Genomic DNA, 25,772 nt, shown 5'->3' with positions numbered 1-25,772 from the left:
TCCCAAAAAAGCATTCCCTGTTACAATATAACCGAAAGCCAACCCATGCCCGAATTTCACTATCAGGACATGTTTTCCCTCGGGAAAGATGACACCCCTTATCGCAAGCTGACGTCTGATTATGTCTCGACAATCAGTGTCGATGGCAAGGAAGTTTTGAAAGTGGAGCCTGAGGCGCTGAGCCTGCTTTCCGCGGAAGCCATGCATGACGTTGCTCATTTATTGCGGCCACAACATTTGCAACAGCTTGCCAATATCCTTAAAGATGATGAGGCGTCCGAGAACGATAAGTTTGTTGCGACAGAGCTTCTGAAGAACGCCAATATTGCAGCAGGCATGGTTCTTCCCGGTTGCCAGGATACCGGCACTGCAATCATCATGGGCAAGAAAGGTCAGTATGTCTGGACCGACGGCTCGGATAAGGAACAACTTTCCCGCGGTGTATTTAAAACTTACACGGAAACCAATCTCCGCTATTCCCAGTTGGCGCCGATCAGCATGTTTGAGGAGAAAAACACCGGCACCAACCTGCCCGCCCAGATCGATTTGTATGCCACAAACGGAGATTCCTACGAATTTCTGTTCGTCGCGAAGGGCGGCGGATCCGCAAACAAGACCTTTCTCCATCAGGCGGTACCAAGTGTCCTTACCCCAGAACGGTTGGTACCTTTCATTGAGGAAATGCTGATGTCCCTTGGGACAGCAGCGTGCCCTCCTTACCATCTTGCAGTGGTCATTGGTGGCACTTCCGCGGAAGATACAATGAAGACTGTCAAGCTCGCGTCCACAAAATATTATGACACCCTGCCGACTACGGGCAATGAGCATGGCCGCGCCTTCCGTGATCTCGAAATGGAAAAAGAGATTCTGAAAATTTCCCAGACGATCGGCATAGGCGCTCAGTTCGGCGGCAAATATTTCTGCCACGATGTCCGCGTTATCCGCATGCCGCGCCATGGCGCCAGTGTTCCCATTGGCATAGGTGTGTCCTGTTCGGCAGACCGGCAGGTCAAAGGCAAGATTACCAAGGATGGCGTGTTTCTAGAGAAACTTGAAACCAACCCTGCCAAGTATCTGCCGGAAGTTACTGCCACGGATCTCGATGAGCATGTGGTGAAAGTTGATCTGAACAAGCCAATGAAGGAAATCCTGGAAACGCTTTCGCAATATCCGATTAAAACCCGCCTAAGCTTAAGCGGCACAATTATCGTTGCCCGTGATCTTGCGCACCGTAAGTTACGGGAAATGCTGGAAAATGGAGAAGGCCTTCCACAATATTTCAAGGATCACATCATTTATTATGCGGGTCCCGCAAAAACACCGGAAGGCTATGCATCTGGCTCCTTCGGGCCAACAACCGCTGGTCGGATGGATGGATATGTAGACCAGTTCATGGCCGAAGGCGGCAGTATGGTCATGTTGGCCAAGGGTAATCGGAGCAAGGCTGTTGTCGATGCCTGCAAAAAGCATGGCGGTTTCTACCTCGGCTCTATTGGGGGCCCAGCGGCCATCCTTGCGCAAAACAATATCAAGAAAGTTGACGTGCAGGCATTCGAAGAATTTGGCATGGAGGCAATCTGGCGCATTGAAGTTGAGGATTTCCCGGCGTTTATTGTCATGGATGACAAGGGGAACGATTTCTTCGCCCGAAAGAAAAATGAATAAGGAACCAGTTACTGCCGGAACCGTCTCAACGGATATTCTCAAGCATTCAGTGAGCATAGCTGGCCATCGGACCAGCGTGTCGCTAGAAAGAAAATTTTGGGAACTATTTCAAGAAAGCGCCCGGCGTCGCGGCATTAGCGTAAATGAATTGATCACGGAAATCGACGCCTCGAGACGCGGAAATCTATCTAGCGCAATTCGTCTATATGTTTTGGAAGAGCTACTGGAACAGGCGTCACCCAAAATATCTTCTTTCTGAAAATATTTTTGAGAATATACATCAGGCTTCCTATATATAAGTCAGAGTAAATGCTTTAAAAAGGTCGCGATCAAAATGGGTGATGTTGTCAATCTGAACCAGTTTCGCAAAAAACAAAACCAAAAGAAAACGCAAGATACTGCCCGAAACAATCGGGTCAGTTTCGGGCGATCCGCCGTCCAAAAAAAGCAAGATAAAAATCAACAAAAAAAGCAGGATGCTTCGCTTGATCAAAAAAAGTTACACAACCAAGGCGAAGACAAAAATGAAACGCCACCCGAAAATTAGGCCTTTCTTTACACATTCCGGGTAAAAATCAGATTATCGTCATAGAAATGACTCAACCTTCTTCTATTGAGGAACGGCGCTTCGCAAAGGCAGGCGTAAGAGGAGGTCTAAATGGAACCCAATTTACAGAAATACCCAGAACCAGCTTTGCAAGACTTACTTGCAGATCCTGTGATATTGGCGGTTCTTAAACGAGATGGCCTTACCGTGGATGACATTAAAGAAATTGTGGAAACCTATCAGCAAAAAGCGCTGACCCGCCCTTCCTGACCCACCGCAACCATTTGTAATAAAAAGACTAATTAACGCCCAACTTCTTTTGTTGTGCAATTTCCCATGCTCGCGTTATTATTCCGCTAGAACCATGCTTTGATTAATTTTTATGCATACAGCGGTCGAGGAGATAAACCTAGCGTGACGGCAGCAACAAGATACAAGAAGAAATCGGCAACCATCCGAGGATTGAAAATGTCCTATATTGAGGAAGGTGAGGGAGATCCTATTGTATTTTTACACGGGAATCCGACATCTTCCTATTTATGGCGTAACGTCATGCCGCATCTGGAAGGTCGCGGCCGCTTAATCGCGCCGGACTTAATTGGCATGGGTGATTCCGAGAAGCTGCAGGACAGTGGTCCGGATCGCTATACATTCAAGGAGCATCGCGCTTTCCTGAATGATCTACTTGCGTACCTTATGGTAGACAAAGACGTCACCCTCGTTGTCCATGACTGGGGATCTGCGCTCGGCTTTGATTGGGCCTATCAGAATCAATCCTCCATGAAAGGTATCGTTTATATGGAGGCAATAGTTCAATCTATTAAGAGTTGGGATGATTGGCCCGAGAATGCTCGGAATATTTTTCAGGCTTTTCGTAGTCCGGCCGGGGAAGAACTGATACTCGAAAAGAATATCTTCGTGGAAAAAGTTCTCCCCTCTTCCGTCATTCGCGAGCTTGAGGATGAAGAGCAACGCGAATATACGCGCCCCTTCAGAAATTCCGGGGAAGACCGCAGACCAACATTGACCTGGCCACAGCAAATTCCCATTGCGGGAGAACCTGAAGATGTGGTGAAGATTGTTGATGAATATTCCGCGTGGCTTAGCCAATGCGACTTGCCTAAACTTTTTGTCAATGCTGACCCCGGCTCTATACTAGTGGGAGCGCAACGTGACTTTTGCCGGACATGGCCAAACCAAACAGAAGTTACGGTTAAAGGGTTGCATTTCATTCAGGAAGACAGCCCGGACGAGATTGGCCAAGCCATTTCAGATTTCATCAAGCGAATATAGATCACGACACTCCTACGGAAATTATTTTGGAAAAAAAACGTATTAAACTTAACTCTTTGCAAAGCAAGACACTTGTCCTGTTGCAAGTGCTGGCACGTGATCCTGATAGTGCCAGCCCCGCCGGAAACGGCAATGAGGGAGATATCCGCATTACGCGCCTTCCCCATGCTCATGGCCATCACATGCACGTCGGTGACTATGTCGTTTCAAGTCGCGATGCCAGCGGATTGAATAATAAATCAGTCTGGACCGCTCTCAGCCGCAAAGGCTTAGTAAGGGAAAACTGGGAACAGGAAATTATTTTAACGAAACAAGGTCTTGATTTCGTAACCGGCCTTGGAGATAAATTCTTAACAGCAACAGATCATTAAGCCCGGACATTTTACCGCACAGCCGGAGAAATTACTGCACATGAATGTTGAGCTGGACAGAAAACTCACAACAATTCTTTGCGCGGATGTCTCCGGATACAGCAGGCTGATGAGTGATGACGAGGGAAAAACCCTCCAGCGGCTTAAAATTACGCGCGAAATTTTCCGGGAGAACATTGCCCGCTATGGCGGCCGCATCGTCAATATGACGGGTGACGGCCTCGTCAGCGAATTTTCAAGTGTTGTAAAAGCAGTGCAATGCGCCGTTGAGGTGCAAAACAAGATCAACAAAGACAATGCCCCTCTCGCAACTGACGATCAGATGCTTTATCGCATCGGGATCAATCTGGGGGATGTTATTATCGAGGGAGATGATATCTTCGGTGATGGCGTCAACGTGGCCGCAAGATTGGAAGCAATGGCGCCTGTAGGGGGCATATGTATTTCCGGCTCCGTTTTTGAACAGGTGAAAAACAAGCTACCGAGAGCTTTCAAGTTTCTTGGCGATAAGAATGTCAAAAACATAGCCGAACCGGTTGCGGTGTATTCTTTGAGTTTAAGTGAAGATCCCGGCAGAAAATCTCAAACATCCCATCACCATATTCCATCGTCCGAAGGAAAGGTTAAGGAACCAGAGGAGGTTGAGGAAGAGGATAAGCGAATTCGGGCCTATGTGAAAAGGCAGGCCGCATTTTATCGGCGCGCCCTGAGTTTTGGCACCATTATCCTGTTTCTCTTTATCATCAACATGTCGACGTCACCGGATTACTGGTGGTTTCTTTGGCCAACCGGCCCGTTCCTTTTTATGTTGATAATGGATGCTGTCCGGATATTCGGTGTCGGGCACAAGGCAGAAGATTGGGAAAAGCGTAAAATTGCGGAAATCAAATCTCATCGCAAAAAGCACGGCCGCTAGGATTCATCAACAACAATTCTTGTAACAAGGTTATCCAAAGCCTGCACATCTGGATCGACGTAATTTTCGAATACAATCGTCGGGCCATTGGCGACAAGCAAGGCAAGGGTTGCTTTGCCATCAGTCGCCGTTAGTTCCCATGCCTCTCCTTGATCGCGACTGTCCGCAAGAATACCGAGATCATCGAAGATTTGATCTAAATTGATGCTATCTTCTGCGACATCAAAATCTGTAATCGACACGTCTCCGTTGTCGATATCAGTAAAGACGAAGATATCCGCACCTTCGCCACCGGTAAGGGTATCATTCCCACCATTTCCTTGAAGAAAATCATCGCCACCGAAACCAAAAATCACTTCATCCGCTACGGTTCCAAGAAGCTGTTCATTTTCATTGCTCCCTTCGATGATATTCGGAACGAGGGAAAACGCTGAAAAGGCGGCCAATCCATCTGCATTATCTTCAACAAAAGTGAAGGTCAACAATGCACTGCTGGTATCGCCGTCTCCGTCGGTAAGCACATATTCGAAGCTCTCCATTTCACCGGGGTCGGCTTCGTCAGGCGCGGTATAGGTATAATTTCCAACGGCATCTATAGAAATGTTGCCCCCGAGATTCGTGTCAATAATAAGAGGGTCGCCATTTTGCGGGATATCATATTCCACCGCATTGTGAACAAGCAATGTCAAGGTACCGCCATCCGCGCCCAGACGGTCAATCGATCCCGAACTGACAACGTTATCCGTTTCAACAACCGGTACGGTATCAACCAGCACGGAACCAAGCTCACCGGGATCAATCACCATTGTCGGTTCATCAGTGGCATTGTCGACCTTGGCCAATTCCGTCGTGTCGATACCAGATCCCAGCCCGACGGCAATGACCTCAATACCATTGCTGTCGACAAACTGTTGCCATTCATTGCCGCCATCTGTTGGCACTTCCTGTCCGTCGTTCGGCTCCCCGTCGGAAATGAAATAGACAACCGTTTTATAGCCGTCCAGTGCCGGATTCGCCAGGTCAGCCTCGAGCACACCTTGTGCGCCGTTTTCCGTATTAGCAATCGCAGCGGCGTAGTTTGTTGCCCCGCCCGGCTCCAGGTTATTCGTATCAGTAATAAAATCCTGGGCCTCTGCTATCGAAGTTCCGACATACGCGACAGAGGAATCAGCGGCAAAGCCGATAATGGAAATATTAACCTCACTTGAAACTTGCTCATACTCTGAAAGAACATTGTCGACTGCCGCCCGGAGTATCTGTATCCGTGTCTGCCCGGCTCCCTCTACAAAATTGGTCATTGATCCCGATATATCCAGGACAAAAACCAGGTTATATGTCGGCAGCATTGGTGCCGGCAACTCAACGGCATCCGGGCTTGCAATTGGGACATCATCAACGATTGTGGCTGTGAATGATCCGCTGACCAAAGATCCATCCTGATCCACAACATTATAACTGAAGGGTAAGTCCAGACCATCTTCGCCCGCGCCTGAATGATCAACCACATCGTTAAGCGTCAGCGTATAACCATAATTGTCACCATCGCCATTCGGACCGAATTCCAGCACAAACACTAGGCGAGAGACACCGTCGTCGGAGACCGCGGTCGCCGTAACCTGCTGCGTCACACCATCTGCAAGTGTCTCCAACTGGTAATTAACTGGATCCAGTCCAGACGTGATAACCGGCAATCCACTTATGTCAAGCGCTACACTTCCCGCGCCATCAAGACCAAAATCTATTTCAGCGGTGCCATTTGCTATTGTCGTTTCCGGCGTTGTATCGCTTCCAATAGGAAGATCATCCTCATCAACACTGATATCGCCTGCGCCGCCCAGAACGGGTCCATTATCCTCAATCTCAATCGACAATGTCCCTGACGCGGATGAATTGTTTGCATCCATGACGGAAATAGCGAGATCAAACGTTAGGGAGGAAATATTTTCACCGGCACCGCCGAGATGATCAATCGGTCCCTCCAACGACATATCATAGGTGCCGTCCGTATTCAGCGTAATCGTGAAGATCGTTGCGCCGCCTGCCGTGCCGGTAACAACATTTGATCCAAGCCCGACAAGAACGACCGGTACACCGTTAGACGTTAGATTGGCTGAATTGAAATCTGTCTGGACTGCATCAAAAGTCACGGCGGCTATCTCTCCGCTACCGCCCCCGATACCGAGAGAAGCCCCCTCGATCACATCACCCTCATCTGATTCCACGAGCTCGGCTGGCGTTGCTTCATCAACTACAACAGGATCGTCATTATCCTCAATAGTCAGAGTCACGGAAGCAGAGTCACCATCGATATTCGCGTTACGGGACGCGCCAACCAAGGTGAGCGTCAAGGATTCCGGGCCTTCAAATAGGTTGTCATCTATAATCGGGATAGTTATGAGAACTGTTGCGCCCGGTGCAAGTCCGGCTTCGCCTCCCCTAAATGTAACAGTTTGAACGGCGTCCGCTGTATAATCGCTGCCCGCTTCTGTGGTACCTGTAATCTGATAATTGATATTAACGTTCACACCTGGCGCGACCGCCTTGTCGAGTGTAAGAACAAAGGACAAGTCGCCAGCAGCCTCACTTACAGTATCGTTACCGTCACCGACGCTCACGCCGTCAACGATAACATCGGACAGGGTAACCAAACCTATATCGTCATCCGTAATTACGACCAGCGCCTGGGCAGACCTCACATCGATATCTGCATTCTCAACGCCAGTCAGCGCGACAATAAAAAATTCGAGGTCCTCAATCACATCATCATCGACGACCGTTATCGAGAAAAATGATTCTGTCTGACCCGGCGGAATGACAATGGTGCCATCACCACCGCTGATAAAATCAACACCCCCGGGAAGCCCGGAACCTGTTTCAGTCGCGGAACCCGCACGAATCTCATAAGTAACAGTAACGGGAACATTGGTTGGTTCCGTCAGCGTAATAAATATCTGAAAGCTTGTCAGATTGCCAGATTCCTGGTCAACAACCGATACAACATTCAAGCCGGTTTGAGGGCCAAGGCCAACAATCTCTTCATTATTGAGCGCAGTCCGGAATTCAAGATCGGTGCCAGAAAGTAAACCAGCAGCCTTGAGCAGGTCTCCAATTGACTGCCCGCCATCAATACCGCCTTCACTAAAGGGCTGAAAGCCCGCGCCACCTCCGGATTGTGCCCGCCTGCCCGCCTCAGGTGAAATCTCATCAGGGTCGAAATTGTCTTCGTCGTCGAGCCATTCCGGATTAATCAACCGCAATGCCTCTCCATATATATTAAACAGCTGCTCCCCAGTCAGTATAAAGGGAACGCTTGGCAATGCTGAAAAGCTTGTAACAACTAACGATTGGTTAGGAGTATCCAGAACCTGGGATCCGGCTTCGTTTGTGAAAACGATGGCACCAGTAAAAAGCGTGAAAATCGATTCATCGCCGATATTTTTAACATTCCCTGACCAGCTCGTGCCGCGAATACCAATGGTCCCGACCGGTGTACGGACATCCACATTCTCCGGGTCATCCTTGGCAATCTGCCCACTGACCAGAGAAAAAACGCCCTGCAACAGGGAAACACCAAATTTTCCACTTTCTGCCGCAGGGTTGTAGAGCATTTCATCAAGGACGGCCCGGCCATTTTCACCCATGGAAAATTGCGTCTCGTCAGCGAAAACAATGGTAAAGGATGAGCCTCCGGCTGTTTCAATGACATCGCCCTGAAAGACGGCGGCGCCTTCAACCAACTCCTCGCGGGTTCCGTCGGCATGGCGAGAGGTTACAGTACCCGTCATCTGCGTGACTTCACCGATGGGGCCTCCCGCATCGGTTTGGGTTTCAGTAGACTGTGCTAACGGTCCCGGTCCTGCAAGTTTGCTGACCAGGTCAGCCGGAATGCGCGCACCGCTGGCCGATATGAGATCCACCCCTTGCCCGGCGGCAAAATAGTTATATACCGTGACATAATCACCCGTATCAGTACTCAACGTCAGATCAACGCCATCCCGGGCATACTCCGCCGTAATTGGTTTTACTTCATCGCCAAGTTGGATCGGGCTGTTACCGGATACTTCATAAATTGCAAAAGTTTTACCGTCGAGGTCTGATAAATTAGCTTCCTTCATTTTTATACCTCTAGACAGCAAAAATATCTTTATTCCGCCCTAATGCGCGCAGAGAATTAAGACTGTTGAACAACTAGGGCAGGTTTTTAGAAAAAGCGCCCCTGTCTTCGTAAAATAAAAATCCCTTTGGGATAACTAATAGAATAAGATAACTCTAATTTTGAGACTATGCCACATTTTGGACAAATTTCATAAATTTTTTCGTTACTATAGTTAATGACGGGATTTTCTATAAACTGGCATTGGCGCAATTGGACGTTGAAGAGAGTGTAAATTTCCGCATGCCAGCAAGCAAATCAAGACAGAAATCTACAAAGAATTCAAACCGCTTTAGGTGGTTCGCTTTTGCAAGAGGTGGGCGGATTCCGGCTTTTGCTCTTCTAATGGCTGCTCTTTTCCTGCAAATTTCCGATCCTCAATTTCTTTCAAGTTTCCGGGACCGCATATTCGACGTCTATCAACAATCCCAGCCACGCGAAGCTCAATATCCACGCCCGGTTGCGGTAATTGACATAGATGAAAATAGTCTTTTGAACCTTGGTCAGTGGCCCTGGCCCCGTTCTTACCTCGCTAAACTTGTTGAGAACGCGACTAAAAACGGTGCGGCAGTCATTGGTTTTGATATGTTGTTCGCCGAATCGGATCGCCTTTCCCCTAGCGAAATGTCACAAAACATAGAGGAACTGCCACCTGCTGTGAAACAGCAGCTCAGCGTCCTGCCATCTTTCGATAATATCTTCGCGAAGGCCATTCAGAAAAGCCGTGTTATTCTGGGAATCTCTGTCAGCCCTGAGAGTGCTGGCGCCAATAATCTTGGGCTTAGCCGCATCCCTTCCTTCGCGCTTCTGGGGCAAGATCCAAGACCGTTTCTGAAAAACTACCCGGCCCTGATAGGGAACATTGACGTTCTGGATGAATCGGCCGCAGGGCGCGGTATGATCAGCCTCGATCAGGATTTTGATGGTATCGTCCGTCGCATCCCGCTCGCAAACCGGATCGGCAGCAAGATTATACCCTCTCTTGCGTTAGATATGCTCAGGGTCGCGACCGGACGCAATGTCATTATACAAACCAACGAGAATGGCATTACCGGCTTTAAGGTAGCGGGCACACTAGTCCCTACAGACACAAAGGGGCGGATTTGGGTAAAGTACGCAAAATATGATCCTTCCCTCTATGTCTCCGCTCTTGACGTCATAAATGGTACGATTGACGAGAATGTGCTGGCCGGTAAGCTCGTTCTTGTTGGTACGTCCGCGACCGGGCTCAAAGATCTGCGAGCGTCCCCCCTGACTTCGAACTTGCCGGGCGTGGAGATGCATCTTCAACTTTTAGAGAACATCTGGACCCAAACCTATCTCTTTCGGCCTGAATTTATCGCTATTTTCGAATGGGCCGGCACGCTCTTAACCGGCCTGTCATTGATTATTCTTGTACCGCTTGCGGGGGCGCGCACGACCCTCGGGTTACTCATTTTCATCTCGGTTACAGCAATTGCATCTTCCGCCTATTTCTTTGTCTATAACTCTGTCTTGATCGATGTGAGTTATACCTTGTTTATATCGATTCTTGTCTACATCACGATGGTCTATTCAAACTATCGCGGCACGGAGCAAGAACGAACCCGCATTCGAACGGCGTTCGCCCATTATCTCTCCCCCGAGCTCGTCAAGCGGCTTTCAGCCTCTCCCGATAGCCTCGTTCTGGGCGGGGAGGAGCGAGAAATGACATTCATGTTCTGCGATGTTCGCGAATTCACCGTTATTTCGGAGGGATATAAACACGACCCGCAAGGTCTGACTCACCTGATTAATCGCTTTCTCACACCCATGACCGGTAAAATTCTCGACCACAAAGGCACTATTGACAAATATATGGGCGATTCCATCATGGCCTTCTGGAATGCGCCACTTGAAAATCCGCAGCACCCAAAAGATGCCGCAGATGCAGCCTTGGAGATGATTGTTCGTCTTGCAGCCTTGAATGCTGAGCTAAGGGAGGAAGCAAAGCAGGAGAACCGTAAATTCAAGGCACTTCATGTTGGCATTGGCCTTAATACCGGAGTGTGTATTGTTGGCAATCTGGGGTCTGAGCAGCGGTTTGACTATTCCGTCCTTGGCGACCCAGTCAACTTGGCTTCCCGCCTCGAAGGTCAGACAAAAGAATATGGTTTCAGCATCATCCTTGGGGAAAGCACCGCACGCGCGATACCTGACTACGCAATGATTGAGCTCGATCTAATAGCTGTGAAGGGCAAGGAAGAGGCCGTGAAGATTTTTGGCCTGCTTGGTAATGAAGAACACAAGAAACGGCCTGAATTCATTGAAGCAAAACAGGCCATAGAAACGTTTCTGACCTTATATTTTTCGCAAGATTGGGATGCTGCCCTCGAAAAGCTTGCTTTTATCGAAAGCTTGAATCCCCGCCTGAAGAAGTTTGTTTTACTTTACCGCAATCGCATTCACAACTTCAGGGTTATCCCACCGCCGGTGGACTGGGACGGCATCTATCGGGCTACAAAAAAATAGTGGCCCTGAATATGCGTGAAGGTAACCAACCCCACCAAGTCAGGGTAAACTGATAATTCTCGCTAATATGTTGAAGCAAGCAGCTCGTTTCAGCTCCCTAACCTGGACAGAGTTCTGTCAGGCAAACGTGAGATTAGCCGCCGCCGACAGGTCCCTCAATGCCTGTTCTTCGCTGACAACCTTAATCGTCTTCATTCCCATTGCGGCGGCAGGCTTCAGATTTATGCCAAGATCATCGAGATAGACAACTTCCTCTGGCGTCACTTCCATCTGCTCGCATGCATATTCATATATACGCGGATCGGGCTTGCGAAGGCCTATCTTACTTGATTCTATAACCTGCCGGAACAATGCCATTACCTTCGCAACCTCTGCCTGCGCCGCGGCATCCCGTGTCATTCCCGGCCCCTTACCGGCGGCAACATTATTGGTAAGGCAAGTGCAATTATACTGTACTCCACATATTTTCAGGGCATTGACCATATTGGGGCGAACGTCGCCCGCCAGCAGCTTGATAATCTCTATACCGGGAATTGCATGCCCTAACGCGCCACTTTCCGCTTCAAACAGTTTATCAAACTCATCCATCGTAACTTCGCTACGTTCAAATTTCGCCCAGGCATTGCTATCAGGATTCGTTGAGTTAACACCCCGAATAAAATCCTTAGGCAGGCCATTTTCACTTTCAAACCGAGAGAAGGCCTCAAACGGACTCGTCGTCAGAACGCCGCCAAAATCCCAAAGGATGGCTTTTATCATTTATGAAATTCCTTATTGGCAAATGATTAAAGGCGACCCATGTCGCCGTATCTTATTATTACTTTTGTTAAATAGTGACAGGCGTATTTTATCCTGTCAAATATCTAGGTAGATTGAATTCGCCATTTTATCCGTTAATTTACTTCCTAAGTAAATTTAAGAATAATAATTTTGCAGGAGCATCCCTATGAGAGCCTCAATTATATGCGCCGTAATTTTGCTGGTCAGCATGGCCAACGCAAGTGCCTTTGAAAGTCAGGATCTTCAAAAACTGACGAAAACGGGCAGTTGTGGTGGCTGTGACCTGCGGGGGGCAAAACTGCAATATAAAGATTTTAGCGGCTCTTATCTCAAGAGCGCAAATTTGCGCGATTCCATATTGAAGCAGATCAATCTCAGCCAGGCAAATCTGACGGATACAGATATGCGCCGGTCAGATCTTGAGAAAGCGATACTCGTCTCTGCCGATCTTGAATACGCAATACTGCAAGATGCGGATATGGAAAAAGCAATGATGACCAATGCTAATCTCCGGCGAACAGACCTGCGCAGTGCAGACTTTGACAGCGCGAATGTAGAAGGCGGAAATTTCCAGGAAGCGGATATCCGAAAGGCTTATTTTAAACGCGCCACTCTGACAAACGCGAATTTTAGCAATGCCTTGGTAACGGAAGTAAACTTTAAACGCGCAAATTTGATGGGCGCCAATATGTTTAAGGCGGAACTAAACGACTCGAATTTTACCCGCGCTAATCTAACGAATGCGCGTCTGGAAAAAGCTGATCTACGACATGCAAATTTCTATAGGGCCGATTTGGTGGGAACAATTCTGTCCGGCGCAAGGGTTGCAAACGCGTCATTCTGGGGCGCCAATCTTTCAGGCGCCAACTTGGAAGATGTATCGGGGTTAAAGCAGGAACAGCTTGATAGCTCCTGCGGTGATAAAAAGACGATCCTTCCCCGCAATATATCCATCAAGGCATGCATGCCCTAAGTTGAGACGGACGTTACCTGAATTTTGTCAATAATTCTGGCAACTCACCAAAATGCGTGATGCTGTGAAAGCGTGTAGCGTTGATCGGCGCCTCTGCATGTTCATGCACCCAGGTTAAGTCATGGGGAATATGCACACCAACACTACCGGCCTCAATCGCTGGAATTATATCACTTTTCAGTGAATTACCCACCATCATGCTTTCATTTGGTGTTTTCCCCGCAGCACTAAAAATCCGCTGATAGGTATACCGATTTTTCTCACTGACAATCTGCACATCGTCAAAAAGATCACCTAAACCCGATTGCGCGAGCTTCCGCTCCTGATCAAAAAGGTCTCCCTTCGTAATCATGACCAATCGGTAGTGGCCAGACAGGTCAGTCAAGGTTTCACGGACATGAGGCAGCGTTTCCACAGGGTGGCGTAACATCTCTCGTCCCGCTCGCAAAATATCATGCAGGATAGTGGCGGGTACCTTGTCCTCCGTTACCTCAATGGCGGTTTCTATCATCGAGAGGGTAAACCCCTTAATGCCATATCCGTAAAATTCGAGGTTCCGCCGTTCTGCGTCCAACAGACGCTCTGTAATATGCTCGCTATCGGCATAATCGCTCAATAGATCCGAAAACTTTTCTTCGGTCATGCGAAAGAAATACTCATTCTGCCAAAGCGTATCATCGGCGTCGAACCCGATTACTGTTAGAGGTTTTGAGGACATATATCGATACAGCTTTCAAAGATTTATTGCTTACCTGGCCTTATTCCGCTGCACGTTCCGGAAGAATTTTACCAGGGTTCATGATGTTGTCGGGATCAAGCGCCTGCTTTACCGCCGCCATCACATCGACTGCATCCCCATGCTCCAGATACATGTATTTCTTCTTCCCGAGCCCGACTCCATGCTCTCCAGTACATGTTCCGTCCATGGAAAGGGCGCGCTTGATCAGACGAGAGTTGAGTCTTTCCGCTTCTTCCAGTTCCTCGGGGTTTTCTTTCTTGATGACAAAGGAGAGATGGAAATTTCCATCGCCGACATGTCCGACCAGAGGGGCAATTAAAAAACTATCGGCAAGGTCCTTCTTTGTCTCCAGAATACAGTCGGCAAGCCGTGAGATCGGAACGCAAACATCCGTTGCCCAGATCTGCGCCCCATTTCGTAGCGCCATGGCCGCATAAGCCGCATCGTGCCGGGCCTGCCAGAGCTTGGTGCGTTCTTCCGCCTGCGTCGTCCATTTAAATCCCTCGGCGCCGAATTCGGAGCAGATTTCGCTTACCCGCTCCGCCTGTTCCTTTACGTAGGCAGGACTGCCATGAAACTCGAGGAACAAAGTTGGCTGTACTGGTAATTCAAGATTGGAATAGCGGTTTACCGCGTCCACCTGTACTTCGTCCAGAAGTTCAATCCGTGCGACTGGAATACCGCTCTGGATCGTCAGAATAACGCTTTGGATAGCGCCTTCGATATCTGGGAAGGAGACCGTTGCTGCCGATATAGCTTCAGGGATGCCGTATAGGCGAAGCGTAATTTCCGTAATAATGCCGAGCGTCCCTTCGGATCCGATATAGAGCTTGGTCAGATCGTAACCCGCAGCGCTTTTCTTCGCCCGATGACCGGTCGAGATAATGCGGCCATCCGGAAGCACCACTTTCATACTCAGTATATTTTCCCGAATTGTCCCATAACGGACTGCATTGGTGCCAGAGGCTCGGGTAGACGCCATACCGCCGATAGAGGCATCTGCGCCGGGATCGATCGGGAAGAACAAGCCAGTATCGCGCAAAAACTCATTCAGTTGCTTGCGGCGAACACCCGGTTGTACCGTACAGTCAAGATCTTCCGGGCTGACCCGCAAAATCTCATTCATCTCATTCAGATCGATTGAGACACCGCCGGAAACAGCATTTACATGCCCCTCAAGCGATGTGCCAGCGGCAAACGGAATAACAGGAACCTTATGTGCCGCGCAGATCTTGACAATACTCGAGACTTCTTCCGTGCTTTTAGCAAAGCAGACAACATCTGGCGCTTTCGGAAAATGCCAGCTCTCGTCCTTGCCATGTTGTTCACGCACGGCGGAGGCAGTTGAACACCGCCCCCCGAGAAGTTCTGTTAATTTGGAAGTCACCTGATCCATTTCCGGATGTCGGGTCATTTCTATAGCTCCCTATTTTCCTTCGTTAACTGGGGTGGCCAGCCACTTTCTTTAAAAGTATCATACAATCTACCGTCCAGTTAAAGGAATAAGAAATAAGGAATGACAATGAACATTTCCACCATGCCAATGATCCATGAGCAAACCGTGCTTCCCGAATGGATAGACCATAACAAGCATATGAATGTAGCTTATTACGTATTGGTTTTTGACCTTTCTCTGGATGCTTTTCTTGATGAGATCGGCCTTACCCGGAAGTATCGAGAGTCAGCAAACTGCACAGTGTATGTGCTGGAAACACATGTAACCTACATTCAGGAAGTGCATGAGGGCGATCCATTGGAAATATATGTGCGGGTTCTGGATTGTGATGAGAAACGAATGCATCTTTTCCTGGAAATGCGTCATCGAGATAAAGGATTCCTCGCGGCGACGTCCGAACAGATGATCATGCATTTGAGCACAGAAGACGGACCAAAAGCAGCCCCGATGCCAGAGTTCCTTCAATCATGCTTGCAAGGCCATAAAGACCAGTTCGCGGATGCGCCGCTTCCGAGTCAGGCCGGTGCAGTGATTGGCATCCGTCGTAAATCACAATAAAAATACACCGCCCTGATAGGGTGGCGTTTCTGCAGGCGGCTTGAATATCCGGCCAGGCCGTTCAAGCGGCCTGAGTATTACCTGTAGAACTGTTGCTAAGCTTGGCGATTAAATAATCAACATTGTCACCATCGAACTCATCCTGGAAGTGGGTAAGAACGCGTTCAATAACCTGGTTGCGATATCGTTCCCGATCCCCAGGAGCCCCATCAAAATCGAGCTCATTGGCGACGTCCAGACCAACTTTCATGATCTCTTGCAAGCCGCCTGAGATATTCGATTTTTTGCAAAGCTGCTGCAAGCCTTTTCCACCCGCGTCATTGATAAGGATATGAACATTTGAAACCGCAATGTTTGAGTATTTTGCCATTGCCGTTTCAAAGAAATCAACATCACCGACACAAAGAGCACGAAGGATAATTGTTGGTGTCAGGCGACCGTTCTCTTGGAGTTGGTCAATAAGATCCACGAGATCTGAATGGCTTGCTCCGTCCTTAATAAAGCCAATCATCGTTTTTTCGCGGCTTTCCAGAATGATATCTGTCGCCATGCTCGGTGACATTTCATGATGCGTCACCAAATGTTCCCGCAACTTATCAGAGACCAATGTCACCAACCGTTCTGTCACAGTAATCGGCAACTTGCTTCTCTGCGTCATCGGCTCCTGGATCTTTTCGCTGTCTCCAAATTGATCAAGCACCTTCTCATAGGTTTCATCGGAGATTTCAGCGCCTTCGTTATGCAACAATGTTGCGACAACGTCTTCTGAACCACTATCGACAAGCTTTTCAGAAACAGCCTCAGATAAGGCTTCTCTGCTGGCTACAGCGATCTGATGCAGATCAGATTGTGAGTTGATAATTTCAAACAGGTCATCATCCGAAAGCGCGTTTGAAAAGCTAAGCATCGGGGTGGCCACGTCGGCAATGTCACTGGCAAGTGTTTTCGCAATGTCATGTGGCAAGTCCGGAACCGATTTCAAACTTTCCGCTAATGTTTGGCGAACAAGAACCTCTGCATCATTTACGAGAATCCGAAAAATTTCCTCGGCTTCGCGACGTTCTGTCTCGCTAAAGCTTGTGCCCGTTATACCGCCCGCAATCTTTGCGACTGTTTCCGCTCGCGCCTTTGCCGAGCGATCCATCAATAATCGCTCTACATCTGCTGGACTTAAAGAACCGTTATTTGACACATTGGCTCCAATAACTTTTAGTTGTTCGGAGCCGCTATTCTCGCTAAATTATGTTAATTTTCCTTTAATCCAGACGCCCTCCGATTACTTCTTTAATTGCTCGAATCTGGTCTTCAACGCTGATTTCAAGCAAACTGGTAATCTCCAAATCTCGATCCTCAAATACATCCACATCAGGCTTTTGCGATTGCCATTCAATGATTTTTGCATCACGCGCAACTATCAGCTGTTCTATTTGGGGGCGAAATATGATCGGCATTGCAGTAAGCCAGCGGTTCGCGGGCCATGACGGGGTGCTATGGTCGATAATAAACCTATCGAGCATGTCAATTACATCTGCCTTATCATACCAGTTTTCTCCAGTAACCCAGCGATTTGTCGTAAAAAGTGCTGTTGGAAACCCTGCGCTATCCATCGAGATTGCGATCAAATGACAAATAATTTCGTCTTCTTCCGTCGGCCATTCGGTATCGCCGTTGTAAGGAACTGGCTCAACCCCTATCCGCATACCCTTTTTGCGCAAGAAGGTATGAAAATGCCCATGCTCGCCAGCCCGATGGGCATGGTAATAATACTGGGCGTGGGTTTCACTATCATAGCAATCACCTTCCGGATAATGGTCCCATTCGTAGAATGTCCCCTGACCTTTCAGAATTTCGCCCACAATATTCGCATCGCCTTTTTTCAGCACACGGTAGCATTCTAATATCTCATCCGCTGCCGTATTCATACGAGCCATCCGCTCTGGGGATATGCCTCTCAATACTTCCCGCAAGTCTTTTGAATTTTTTATTATCCTGCTCTCTGCACCATCTCCAAGACTATCTATCTTGTTCATTTTAGTCCCTATTCCTTCATTACCAAACGGCCCGCATGCGGATGGCTGCTAACCGGCACAACCACATCTGCTGCCAAAGAAGCGAGAAAATAAACAGTGATCGGCTTTAAGGTTTTTCAATTAGCTTCCTTGCTACACCAATATAAACGTCGATAAACGCAACGAAACGGTCTTTCACGGTAAGGTGATGGAATGTGTTGTTAAAATAGCTGTGCCGCGACACTATGCCCCTACTCCACTCATACCAACTATGCTATCCCATTTGGAAATTAGTTACGCCTTGATAAATTGCAAAAGGAATAAACAATGAAAATGTTAAAGCTGGCTTCTCTGGGATTATCCCTTGCAGTCTCTCTAGCGGCAACGACGGCACACGCGGATGGCGACGTCAAGAAAGGCGAGAAGGTCTTTAAAAAATGCACGGCCTGCCACACTATTGAACAAGGTGGCAAGAATAAGATCGGCCCAAATCTTTTTGGCGTTGTCGGAAAAAAATCAGGCTCGGTTGAAGGCTATAACTACTCGAAGGCAATGGAGGCTGCGGATCTCACCTGGGATGACGAGACATTAAATGCATACCTTAAAAAGCCGAAAAAGGTTGTCAAAGGCACAAAGATGAGTTTTGCAGGTCTCAAAAAAGAAAGTGACCGGGAAAACCTGATCGCCTATCTGAAGACGTTCCAATAAGTAGAACTAATTTGAAATAAACGAAAACTGTATTATTCCCGTTCGCTCTAGAACATTCGCTATAGATCGGTAGCCGTCGTGAACGGACACCGATCGCGACTGTAGCTTTTCAACAGTGATCAAGAACGACCCTCCCTCTTGGTTCGATACTGGCCCTTGTTTGTTCAGCCACTACATCAAGCAAGGTTGTAAAAACTTTCCCTTTCGCAGAGTTCTGCTCGAAACGGCACTCCCCCACTTCCCTATCTTACTGTTCCCGGCAAATTTGTCTCCGTCATAATATGGCCTATATTCACATTGAATAGAGACGTAATTGGTAATTATTCGCCTTCTGTCACTCTCTATCTTGTAAAGAAAGAGTGGCAATTATTTCTTATTATGAAAATTAAGACCTTCTTTACATACTAGGTTTATACGTTATTTACGAGACAACCGACATCGCCGTGAAACATACTGTTAATATATTTAACTTCGATAGAGAAATAGTCCATTGAATACCAGAGGTTTAGCATCAAAACAGCTTTCGGGCCATAGTCCCGCTGGGATCCATCGGTCCGCGGCGCCGGACAACCATGTTCTCAAGCTAAACTACAGCAAGTTGCAGCTGTTGATCTTGGAACCGGACGATTACATCCTCAATTTTTGCGATGAAATCAACATCCCGGTTGCTGCCCATGAAGCAATCTACAGCGATTCCGTTGCAAAAGATATTGCAGCCGGTGTCTACAACTGCATCATCATTGACGGCACACGCGGCAGCAATGAGTACAAAGAAATCCTGACTGAAGTTTCCAACAAGCCGCCCTTCTTGCCGGTAATCGTTATTGATGGATCCCTCAACTTTCTTCGCGCCGGCGCCTCCGAGAACATAGCCAGTAATGACCTTACCGCAGAACGTCTTGAAACAGCGCTTTTCAACGCTGATCGACTCTGCAAGCTGAATAACCGTACGGCGATACTTGAAATGGAATTGTCCGCATTTATTGAGGAGGATCCTCTCACGGCCTTGCCCGGGCGCAGCAAGTTCCGCGTGCGCATGGCAAAGGCAATTGAGAAAGCACATAGTGCAAAAAAATCTGTATCACTGATCATCCTCGATTTGAACAGCTTCAAGGAATTGAACGAAAGTCGTGGTCATGACTTTGGTGATGAGGTTCTGAAAACAGTTGCCAAGCGCCTGTTCAAGTTTGCCCCCTATAACTCAATCGTTGGGCGCCTTGGGGATGATGAATTCGCTCTGCTAGCAGTTGATCAGGACTCCAGCCCGGAAGCTAGCGATATTGCTGCACGGCTCATGCATGAAATCCGCAAACCCTATATTATTAAAGGCCAGAAAACGGATGTAAGCGCGACTATTGGCCTTGCCCAGCTTGACGACCATGACACCGCCGACGGGTTGCTTCATAAATCCATTTCCGCGCTTTACTCGGCAAAAAGGGATAAAACACACTTCACCGTCTATACCCACCAAGACGACCTTGAACGACGCCAGCAACTACGGCTGGCCCAGGACCTGCCGGACGCTGTAAAAAACAACCAGCTTGTACTTAATTACCAGCCGATTGTCCGAATTAGCGATCAACAGGTTATCGGTGTCGAGGCATTGGTTCGTTGGCAGCATCCGAAACAAGGCCTCATCTTTCCAGATAGCTTTATTCCTTTAGCCGAAGGATCCGGCTCCATTGATGCATTGACGGAATGGGTCTTGGAGCAAACAATTATACAGGGAAGCTCTTGGTTGGCCCAAGGAACGAGGCTCTCGGTTTCAGTTAATATTTCAGCATTAATCCTGCATAATCCCGCGTTCCCGGATATGGTGGCGAAAAAACTGGAGAAAACGGGTTTTCCCGCTGGACTACTGAAGTTGGAAATCACGGAAAGCGCGATTATCTCAGATGTAAGTCGAGCAACGGAAATTGTGACCCGGCTTCATGAAATGGGTGTTCGACTCTCGATTGACGATTTCGGCACCGGGTATACGTCACTGGCCTATCTACGCAAACTTCCGTTCGACGAGATTAAGATCGACAAAAGCTTTGTCCTTAATATGACGCAAGTTGCAGATGATGAAGTGATTGTTCGTACATTGCTAGACCTGGCAAAAAGTCTCGGCCTTTCAGTTGTTGCCGAAGGTGTGGAAGATGCGCGAACATGGAAAGTCCTGGAAGCTCTCGACTGTGATGTTGCCCAAGGCTACTTCATGAGCAGACCAATTGATCTCGAAGCATTTAACAGCTGGATTATCACTCAGCCCTGGAAAGATGAATTGAAATAAATTCTCTTCCAAACTCCGTTTGACGCCGCGACATATATCCCTGAGAATATCAAAAAACCAAGGGAGTTTCGAATGTCGGAGTTTGGTCCAGACGTCACCATCAATAAGGCCGCCTATCTTCACCCAAGCGCCCTGATATACGGTAAGGTCAGCATCGAAAAGGGTGCGTCGCTTTGGCCCTATACAGTCATTCGCGCGGAATCCAAAGAAGTGATGATTGGCGAATATTCCAATATTCAGGACTTCGTCATGATTCATATAGGTGAGTCAACCGGGACAATAGTCGGCTCTCACTGCTCTATTACGCATCACTGCACATTGCACGGATGTACCATCGGTGATAATTGCCTGATCGGTATTAACACAACGATCATGGATGGCTGTGTTATCGGGGATAACTGTATTGTCGCAGGGCATTGCTTCCTCAAGGAAGGGACGATAATTCCGGATAATTCAATCGTTATGGGCACACCGGGTAAGGTTGTTCGAACACAAAATAATTATGCCCGTTGCCGACTAAACGCCTTCATGTATTATCGCAACGCACTTGCCTTTACGCGAGGAGAACATCGGGAATGGGCCTCCGAAGATTGCTTGATGGAAATGCAGCGCGAAATAGGTAAACTCCAGAAAGAACAGACCGCCCTAGAGCAAAAATCTTCTGTTTAAGTTGGGCTATTAATTTATTGAGAGGCGATATGACGGAAATGCAAAACCCCTACCTCATGTTCCTTGGTGACGTCGAAGATCAACTGGCCGCCAAGACAGCGAAAGGTATTGTCGACTGGCGTCCTGAATGGTGTATTGGCCAATTAAAACTGGCAGGATGCGTCGCGGATCTCGGCATTGAGGATATGACCATCGCAGAGGGGATAAAAAACGGCGCCAAGACAATGGTTGTTGGCATTGTCAATTCTGGTGGTTTCCTGCCGGATCACTGGATTTCTGTCATTGTGGACGCATTGGATGCGGGCATGGATGTGGCAAGCGGGCTACATATGCGCCTTGGTGACGTGCCGGAAATCAAGGCAGCTGCGGAACGGAACGGTCGCGCTCTCTTCGATGTACGCCATCCATCACGCAATCTTCCGACTGGTAAGGGAACGCCACGTCAGGGCAAAAGATTACTTGCGGTAGGAACGGACTGTTCCGTCGGCAAGATGTATACAGCGCTCGCGGTTGAGAAAGAAATGCGCGATCGTGGCATGAAAGCGGATTTCAGGGCAACGGGCCAAACGGGAATCTTCATTGCTGGAACCGGGATTTCTATCGACGCCGTAGTCGCTGATTTCATCTCGGGGGCGGTTGAGGAACTTTCACCGGAAAATGACCCCGACCACTGGGATATTATCGAAGGGCAAGGATCGCTTTTCCACCCCTCATTTGCGGGTGTAAGCCTCGGCCTTCTGCACGGCGCCCAAGCCGATGCGCTTGTTCTGTGCCATGAACCAACACGCACTCACATGCGTGGCCTGCCCCACCAGCCTCTACCGGACCTTAAAACCTGCATGGAGCTTAATCTCACAAGCGCCAGGCTGACCAATAAAAATGCCAAATTTGTCGGCGTCGCGATTAACACCTCTGCTCTTAAAGAGGACGAGCGGCAGGCCTATCTCGCGAAAGTTGAGAAAGAACTTGGGCTTCCGGCAGTCGATCCTTTTAAGGATGGGACAGCGCCGATTGTTGATAATCTGGCATGAACAAGCGAACACTGGAGGCAAGATCGGAAAGCTGGCCAATTACCGGGAGCTTCAGGATCAGTCGTGGGGCAAAAACATCCGCCGAAGTAGTTGTCGTTGAAATTACAGAGAATGGCGTAATAGGGCGCGGCGAGTGCGTGCCCTACGCACGCTATGACGAGAGTGTCCGCTCTGTTCTCGGTCAGATAACTACCGTTCGTGATTTCATTGCTGACGGATTGACCCGTGATGGCCTGCTAACGGTCATGCCATCCGGTGCCGCCCGCAATGCCATTGATTGCGCACTATGGGATCTGGAAGCCAAACTGATGGGTAAAACCGTCGCAGAGATTGCGGGCATTCCAGCCCCGGGGCCAACAATTACCGCCTATACGCTCTCTCTGGATACACCGGAAAATATGGGAGCTGCAGCTAAAGCGCAAAGTAATCGCCCGCTATTCAAGCTCAAGTTGGCAGGCGAAGGTGACCTCGAGCGAGTGGCAGCAGTACGCAATGCGGCGCCGCGAACTCGCCTGATTGTCGATGCGAACGAGGCTTGGACCGCAGATATGATGCGGGAATTTTGCCCTAAAATGGCGGACCTCGGTGTTGAATTGATCGAACAGCCACTGCCCGCAGGCGAGGACTCTATTCTCGGTGAGATGGATCGGCCTGTTCCTATCTGTGCCGACGAAAGCGCCCATGACACCGCTACCCTCGATGAGGTCGTAGAGCTTTACGATTACATCAACATCAAACTCGACAAAACCGGGGGCTTGACGGAGGCTTTGTTGCTCGCCAACGCAGCGAGAGAATTCGGTCTTGGCGTCATGGTCGGCTGTATGCTGGGAACCAGTCTTGGCATGGCTCCGGCCCTATATCTCTCATCTTACGCCCGGTTCGTTGATCTTGATGGCCCGCTTCTTCTTGAAAAAGACCGGGAGAATGGCATCCATTTCGACGGTAGCGTAATGCACCCTCCCTCACGTGAATTATGGGGATAGCGGTCAGGCTATCCCCGTCACCTGTCAGCGCCCCTTGAATTCAGGCGCACGCTTTTCGACAAAAGCAAGAGCGGCCCCTTTATGATCCTCTGTTTCGAAGGCACGCATCATCTGGTTGGCTTCCCAGTCCAGTACTTCAGATAAACTCCCCTCGGAGGCAGTGTTTATGTTCTTTTTCATATAACCAATGGCAACAGTTGGTAGGCTGGCAAGTTTACTGGCCATAGCCGCTGCTGCGGCAGGAAGCTCATCCGCCGGAACAGATTTATTGACCATGCCGAGGGCTTCGGCGTCTTTGCCAAGCACCACATCCGCGGTGAAGTAAAGCTCCTTCGCTTTCGCCTCACCAAGAAGTTTGGTCAGGAAGTAGGAACCACCGAAATCGCCTGAAAGGCCGACCTTCGAAAAGGCTGTCGTTATCTTGGCATCATCCGCCGCAATACGCATGTCACATGCCATGGCAAGAGAAAATCCCGCACCTGCAGCTGGGCCAGGAATAACAGCAAGTGTCGGCTTTGGCATTTCATGCAACAAGCGGCTTACTTCCATACGTTCCCGTAAATCCTGTATTCGCTCGTCCATATTAACTTTCGCGCCAGCATTGGCGGCAAAACCCTTCACGTCACCGCCTGCACAGAAAGCCCCACCGGCACCGGTAAGGACAACAGCGCGGACTGAGTTATCTTTGGCAAGGCGGGACAATTTTTCACTGAGACCCTCCATCATTTCCCGAGTAAAGGCATTACGCGCCTCGGGCCGGTTCATGGTAACAGTGGCAACCCCGTCCTCAATTGTTTCAAGAAGTACATCAGACATTTTTTATTTTCCTTTTTTATATTTATCTTAGAGAAAATTCGCTATCAGCGAGGCAGTTGTTGCTCGACAAGCCGGGCCCAGATGCTGGCACCAATCGACAAAACCTCGTCATTGAAATCAAACTCCGGATGATGAACTGCATGATAATGTGTCTCATCATTTGTGCCGAGGAAGAAATAACAGCCCGGGCAGGCTTCCAACATGAAAGCGAAATCCTCGCTGCCCATCCGGATGGGTGTTTCCATATTCACATTTTCATGCCCAACCACTTCGATCGCGGCACGGGCGGCTATTTGGGTCTCTTTCTCATGATTAACAACACTGGGATAGCGGCGCTGATAATCAAGAGCGATCTCCACTCCATGCGTAGCCGCGACACCGGTGCAGATTTCCCGGACACGATCCTCGATTAAATCTCGGATCTGCGCCGTCATTGCCCGAATCGATACGGCCAGTTTCGCCTCTTGAGGAATAATATTTATACCGCTGCCCGCTTCAAACTGCGTAACACTGACAACCGCGTTGTCGACAGGACCAACGTTACGCGCGACAATGGTTTGCAGCGCCGTATAAAGCTGAACTCCTGCGGCAATAGGGTCATTTGTTAAATGCGGATAGGCAGCATGACCACCCTTCCCCATTATTTTTATCACCGCAGTATCGGCCGATGCCATTATCGGCCCTGCCCGAACATTAAAGGTGCCGCGTGGCATGCCCGGCTGATTATGGAGACCATAAACGCCATCGCAGGGGAATCGCTCAAACAAGCCGTCCTTGACCATAGCATCTCCGCCACCGCCGCCTTCTTCGGCGGGCTGAAAAATGAAATGAACTGTTCCGTCAAAGTTGCGTGTTTCGGCCAGATATTTTGCGGCACCCAACAAAATCGCCGTATGACCGTCATGACCACAGGCGTGCATTTTCCCATCGATAGTCGATTTATAGTCAAAATCGTTCAGCTCCTGCATCGGCAAGGCGTCCATATCGGCGCGGATACCAATGGTCTTTTTGCCGTTCCCCTGCCCTTTCAAGACGCCGACGACACCGGTTACGCCGATGCCTTCATGCACTTCAATGCCCCAGTCGCGCAATTTTTCTGCAACGATCGCGGACGTACGCCGTTCCTCGAAACAAAGTTCCGGATGCTGATGAAGGTCCCGCCGCCAGGCCTGCATATCGTCATGAGTTTCGGCTATTCGGTTGTAGACGGGCATTCGGCTCCCTTTCTTTTTGTTTTAGGTTTAACTGTAATGGTGCCACCCTTTCGGTGGGTTGGCAACAATGCGAGCCGCTGCATTCACTTAATCAGAACAAATAACTCATTTGTCAGAATAACCTTT

The 25,772-nt window shown here is 48.9% G+C and carries 23 protein-coding genes; 15 read left to right on the top strand and 8 right to left on the bottom strand.

Annotated features, from left to right (window positions below):
- Nucleotides 1-45 precede the first annotated feature (45 nt).
- From GQE98_RS05850 to GQE98_RS05820, 7 genes are all read left to right on the top strand, one after another.
- Nucleotides 46-1,665 carry a fumarate hydratase gene (locus GQE98_RS05850; RefSeq protein WP_161314680.1) on the top strand — a complete coding sequence of 540 codons (1,620 nt, stop codon included), beginning with the start codon at nt 46-48 and terminating at the stop codon, nt 1,663-1,665.
- Complete coding sequence (locus GQE98_RS18385) at nt 1,622-1,924, top strand: ribbon-helix-helix domain-containing protein (RefSeq protein WP_343044164.1); 303 nt, start codon at nt 1,622-1,624, stop codon at nt 1,922-1,924. Before GQE98_RS05850 ends, GQE98_RS18385 begins: the two co-directional genes overlap by 44 nt.
- A gap of 75 nt (nt 1,925-1,999) precedes the next feature.
- Nucleotides 2,000-2,212 (top strand): DUF4169 family protein, encoded by a 213-nt coding sequence (locus GQE98_RS05840; RefSeq protein ID WP_161314678.1) that lies wholly within the window; start codon nt 2,000-2,002, stop codon nt 2,210-2,212.
- A gap of 111 nt (nt 2,213-2,323) precedes the next feature.
- A complete protein-coding gene (locus tag GQE98_RS05835; protein ID WP_161314677.1) occupies nt 2,324-2,482 on the top strand; it encodes a hypothetical protein in 159 nt (52 codons plus the stop codon).
- Between the two features lie 144 nt (nt 2,483-2,626).
- A complete protein-coding gene (locus GQE98_RS05830) occupies nt 2,627-3,505 on the top strand; it encodes a haloalkane dehalogenase (protein ID WP_161314676.1) in 879 nt (292 codons plus the stop codon).
- Between the two features lie 26 nt (nt 3,506-3,531).
- On the top strand, nt 3,532-3,876 hold the full coding sequence (locus tag GQE98_RS05825; RefSeq protein ID WP_202526102.1) for a hypothetical protein: 345 nt from the start codon (nt 3,532-3,534) through the stop codon (nt 3,874-3,876).
- A gap of 40 nt (nt 3,877-3,916) precedes the next feature.
- Nucleotides 3,917-4,792 (top strand): adenylate/guanylate cyclase domain-containing protein, encoded by an 876-nt coding sequence (locus GQE98_RS05820; protein ID WP_161314675.1) that lies wholly within the window; start codon nt 3,917-3,919, stop codon nt 4,790-4,792.
- On the opposite strand, the gene GQE98_RS05815 is transcribed toward GQE98_RS05820, so the two are convergent.
- Complete coding sequence (locus GQE98_RS05815; RefSeq protein WP_161314674.1) at nt 4,789-8,907, bottom strand: T1SS-143 repeat domain-containing protein; 4,119 nt, start codon at nt 8,905-8,907, stop codon at nt 4,789-4,791. The two genes, GQE98_RS05820 and GQE98_RS05815, sit on opposite strands and share 4 nt — an antisense overlap.
- 383 nt (nt 8,908-9,290) lie before the next feature.
- Between GQE98_RS05815 and GQE98_RS05810 the strand changes: the two genes are divergently transcribed.
- Entirely contained in the window at nt 9,291-11,435 is a 2,145-nt protein-coding gene (locus GQE98_RS05810) for a CHASE2 domain-containing protein (RefSeq protein ID WP_161314673.1), read from the top strand.
- A gap of 117 nt (nt 11,436-11,552) precedes the next feature.
- Here the strand turns inward: GQE98_RS05810 and GQE98_RS05805 are convergent, their stop codons facing one another.
- A complete protein-coding gene (locus GQE98_RS05805) occupies nt 11,553-12,194 on the bottom strand; it encodes an HAD-IA family hydrolase (protein ID WP_161314672.1) in 642 nt (213 codons plus the stop codon).
- A 187-nt stretch (nt 12,195-12,381) separates the two neighbouring features.
- Between GQE98_RS05805 and GQE98_RS05800 the strand changes: the two genes are divergently transcribed.
- Nucleotides 12,382-13,188 carry a pentapeptide repeat-containing protein gene (locus tag GQE98_RS05800; protein ID WP_161314671.1) on the top strand — a complete coding sequence of 269 codons (807 nt, stop codon included), beginning with the start codon at nt 12,382-12,384 and terminating at the stop codon, nt 13,186-13,188.
- Nucleotides 13,189-13,201: 13 nt separating this feature from the next.
- Here the strand turns inward: GQE98_RS05800 and GQE98_RS05795 are convergent, their stop codons facing one another.
- Both GQE98_RS05795 and GQE98_RS05790 read right to left on the bottom strand, forming a co-directional pair.
- Complete coding sequence (locus tag GQE98_RS05795; RefSeq protein ID WP_161314670.1) at nt 13,202-13,906, bottom strand: HAD family hydrolase; 705 nt, start codon at nt 13,904-13,906, stop codon at nt 13,202-13,204.
- A gap of 40 nt (nt 13,907-13,946) precedes the next feature.
- The gene (locus tag GQE98_RS05790; RefSeq protein WP_161314669.1) at nt 13,947-15,341 is read right to left on the bottom strand and encodes an FAD-binding oxidoreductase; all 1,395 of its coding nucleotides are present in this window, start codon (nt 15,339-15,341) and stop codon (nt 13,947-13,949) included.
- Nucleotides 15,342-15,443: 102 nt separating this feature from the next.
- Here GQE98_RS05790 and GQE98_RS05785 point away from each other — a divergent pair, with 102 nt between their 5' ends.
- A complete protein-coding gene (locus GQE98_RS05785; RefSeq protein WP_161314668.1) occupies nt 15,444-15,941 on the top strand; it encodes a thioesterase family protein in 498 nt (165 codons plus the stop codon).
- 61 nt (nt 15,942-16,002) lie between these two features.
- On the opposite strand, the gene spbR is transcribed toward GQE98_RS05785, so the two are convergent.
- Nucleotides 16,003-17,133 (bottom strand): SpbR family protein, encoded by a 1,131-nt coding sequence (gene spbR, locus GQE98_RS05780; protein ID WP_161314667.1) that lies wholly within the window; start codon nt 17,131-17,133, stop codon nt 16,003-16,005.
- A gap of 64 nt (nt 17,134-17,197) precedes the next feature.
- Nucleotides 17,198-17,971: a DUF6969 family protein gene (locus GQE98_RS05775; protein ID WP_202526101.1), complete on the bottom strand. Its 774-nt coding sequence runs from the start codon at nt 17,969-17,971 to the stop codon at nt 17,198-17,200.
- A gap of 306 nt (nt 17,972-18,277) precedes the next feature.
- Between GQE98_RS05775 and GQE98_RS05770 the strand changes: the two genes are divergently transcribed.
- The 5 genes from GQE98_RS05770 to dgcA all read left to right on the top strand — a co-directional run bounded on the left by GQE98_RS05770 (nt 18,278) and on the right by dgcA (nt 23,616).
- Nucleotides 18,278-18,658, top strand: a complete 381-nt coding sequence (locus GQE98_RS05770; protein ID WP_161314666.1) for a c-type cytochrome — start codon at nt 18,278-18,280, stop codon at nt 18,656-18,658.
- Nucleotides 18,659-19,148: 490 nt separating this feature from the next.
- Nucleotides 19,149-20,933 carry a putative bifunctional diguanylate cyclase/phosphodiesterase gene (locus GQE98_RS05765; RefSeq protein ID WP_161314665.1) on the top strand — a complete coding sequence of 595 codons (1,785 nt, stop codon included), beginning with the start codon at nt 19,149-19,151 and terminating at the stop codon, nt 20,931-20,933.
- A 72-nt stretch (nt 20,934-21,005) separates the two neighbouring features.
- Nucleotides 21,006-21,602: a gamma carbonic anhydrase family protein gene (locus tag GQE98_RS05760; protein WP_161314664.1), complete on the top strand. Its 597-nt coding sequence runs from the start codon at nt 21,006-21,008 to the stop codon at nt 21,600-21,602.
- A gap of 29 nt (nt 21,603-21,631) precedes the next feature.
- Complete coding sequence (gene dgcN / locus GQE98_RS05755) at nt 21,632-22,633, top strand: N-acetyltransferase DgcN (RefSeq protein WP_161314663.1); 1,002 nt, start codon at nt 21,632-21,634, stop codon at nt 22,631-22,633.
- Nucleotides 22,630-23,616, top strand: coding sequence for an N-acetyl-D-Glu racemase DgcA (gene dgcA / locus GQE98_RS05750; RefSeq protein WP_161314662.1), 987 nt, complete (start codon nt 22,630-22,632; stop codon nt 23,614-23,616). The genes dgcN and dgcA overlap by 4 nt, the downstream gene beginning before the upstream one ends.
- Before the next feature lie 24 nt (nt 23,617-23,640).
- Here dgcA and GQE98_RS05745 read toward each other — a convergent pair whose 3' ends face one another.
- Nucleotides 23,641-24,432, bottom strand: coding sequence for an enoyl-CoA hydratase (locus GQE98_RS05745; protein ID WP_161314661.1), 792 nt, complete (start codon nt 24,430-24,432; stop codon nt 23,641-23,643).
- 44 nt (nt 24,433-24,476) lie between these two features.
- Nucleotides 24,477-25,646 carry a M20 aminoacylase family protein gene (locus tag GQE98_RS05740; protein ID WP_161314660.1) on the bottom strand — a complete coding sequence of 390 codons (1,170 nt, stop codon included), beginning with the start codon at nt 25,644-25,646 and terminating at the stop codon, nt 24,477-24,479.
- Nucleotides 25,647-25,772 lie beyond the last annotated feature (126 nt).

This window comes from Sneathiella litorea (assembly GCF_009882915.1).
In the GTDB taxonomy this organism is placed as follows: Bacteria; Pseudomonadota; Alphaproteobacteria; order Sneathiellales; family Sneathiellaceae; genus Sneathiella; species Sneathiella litorea.
The sequence above is the reverse complement of the archived record's forward strand: the minus strand, read 5'-3'. Positions and strand labels throughout refer to the sequence as shown.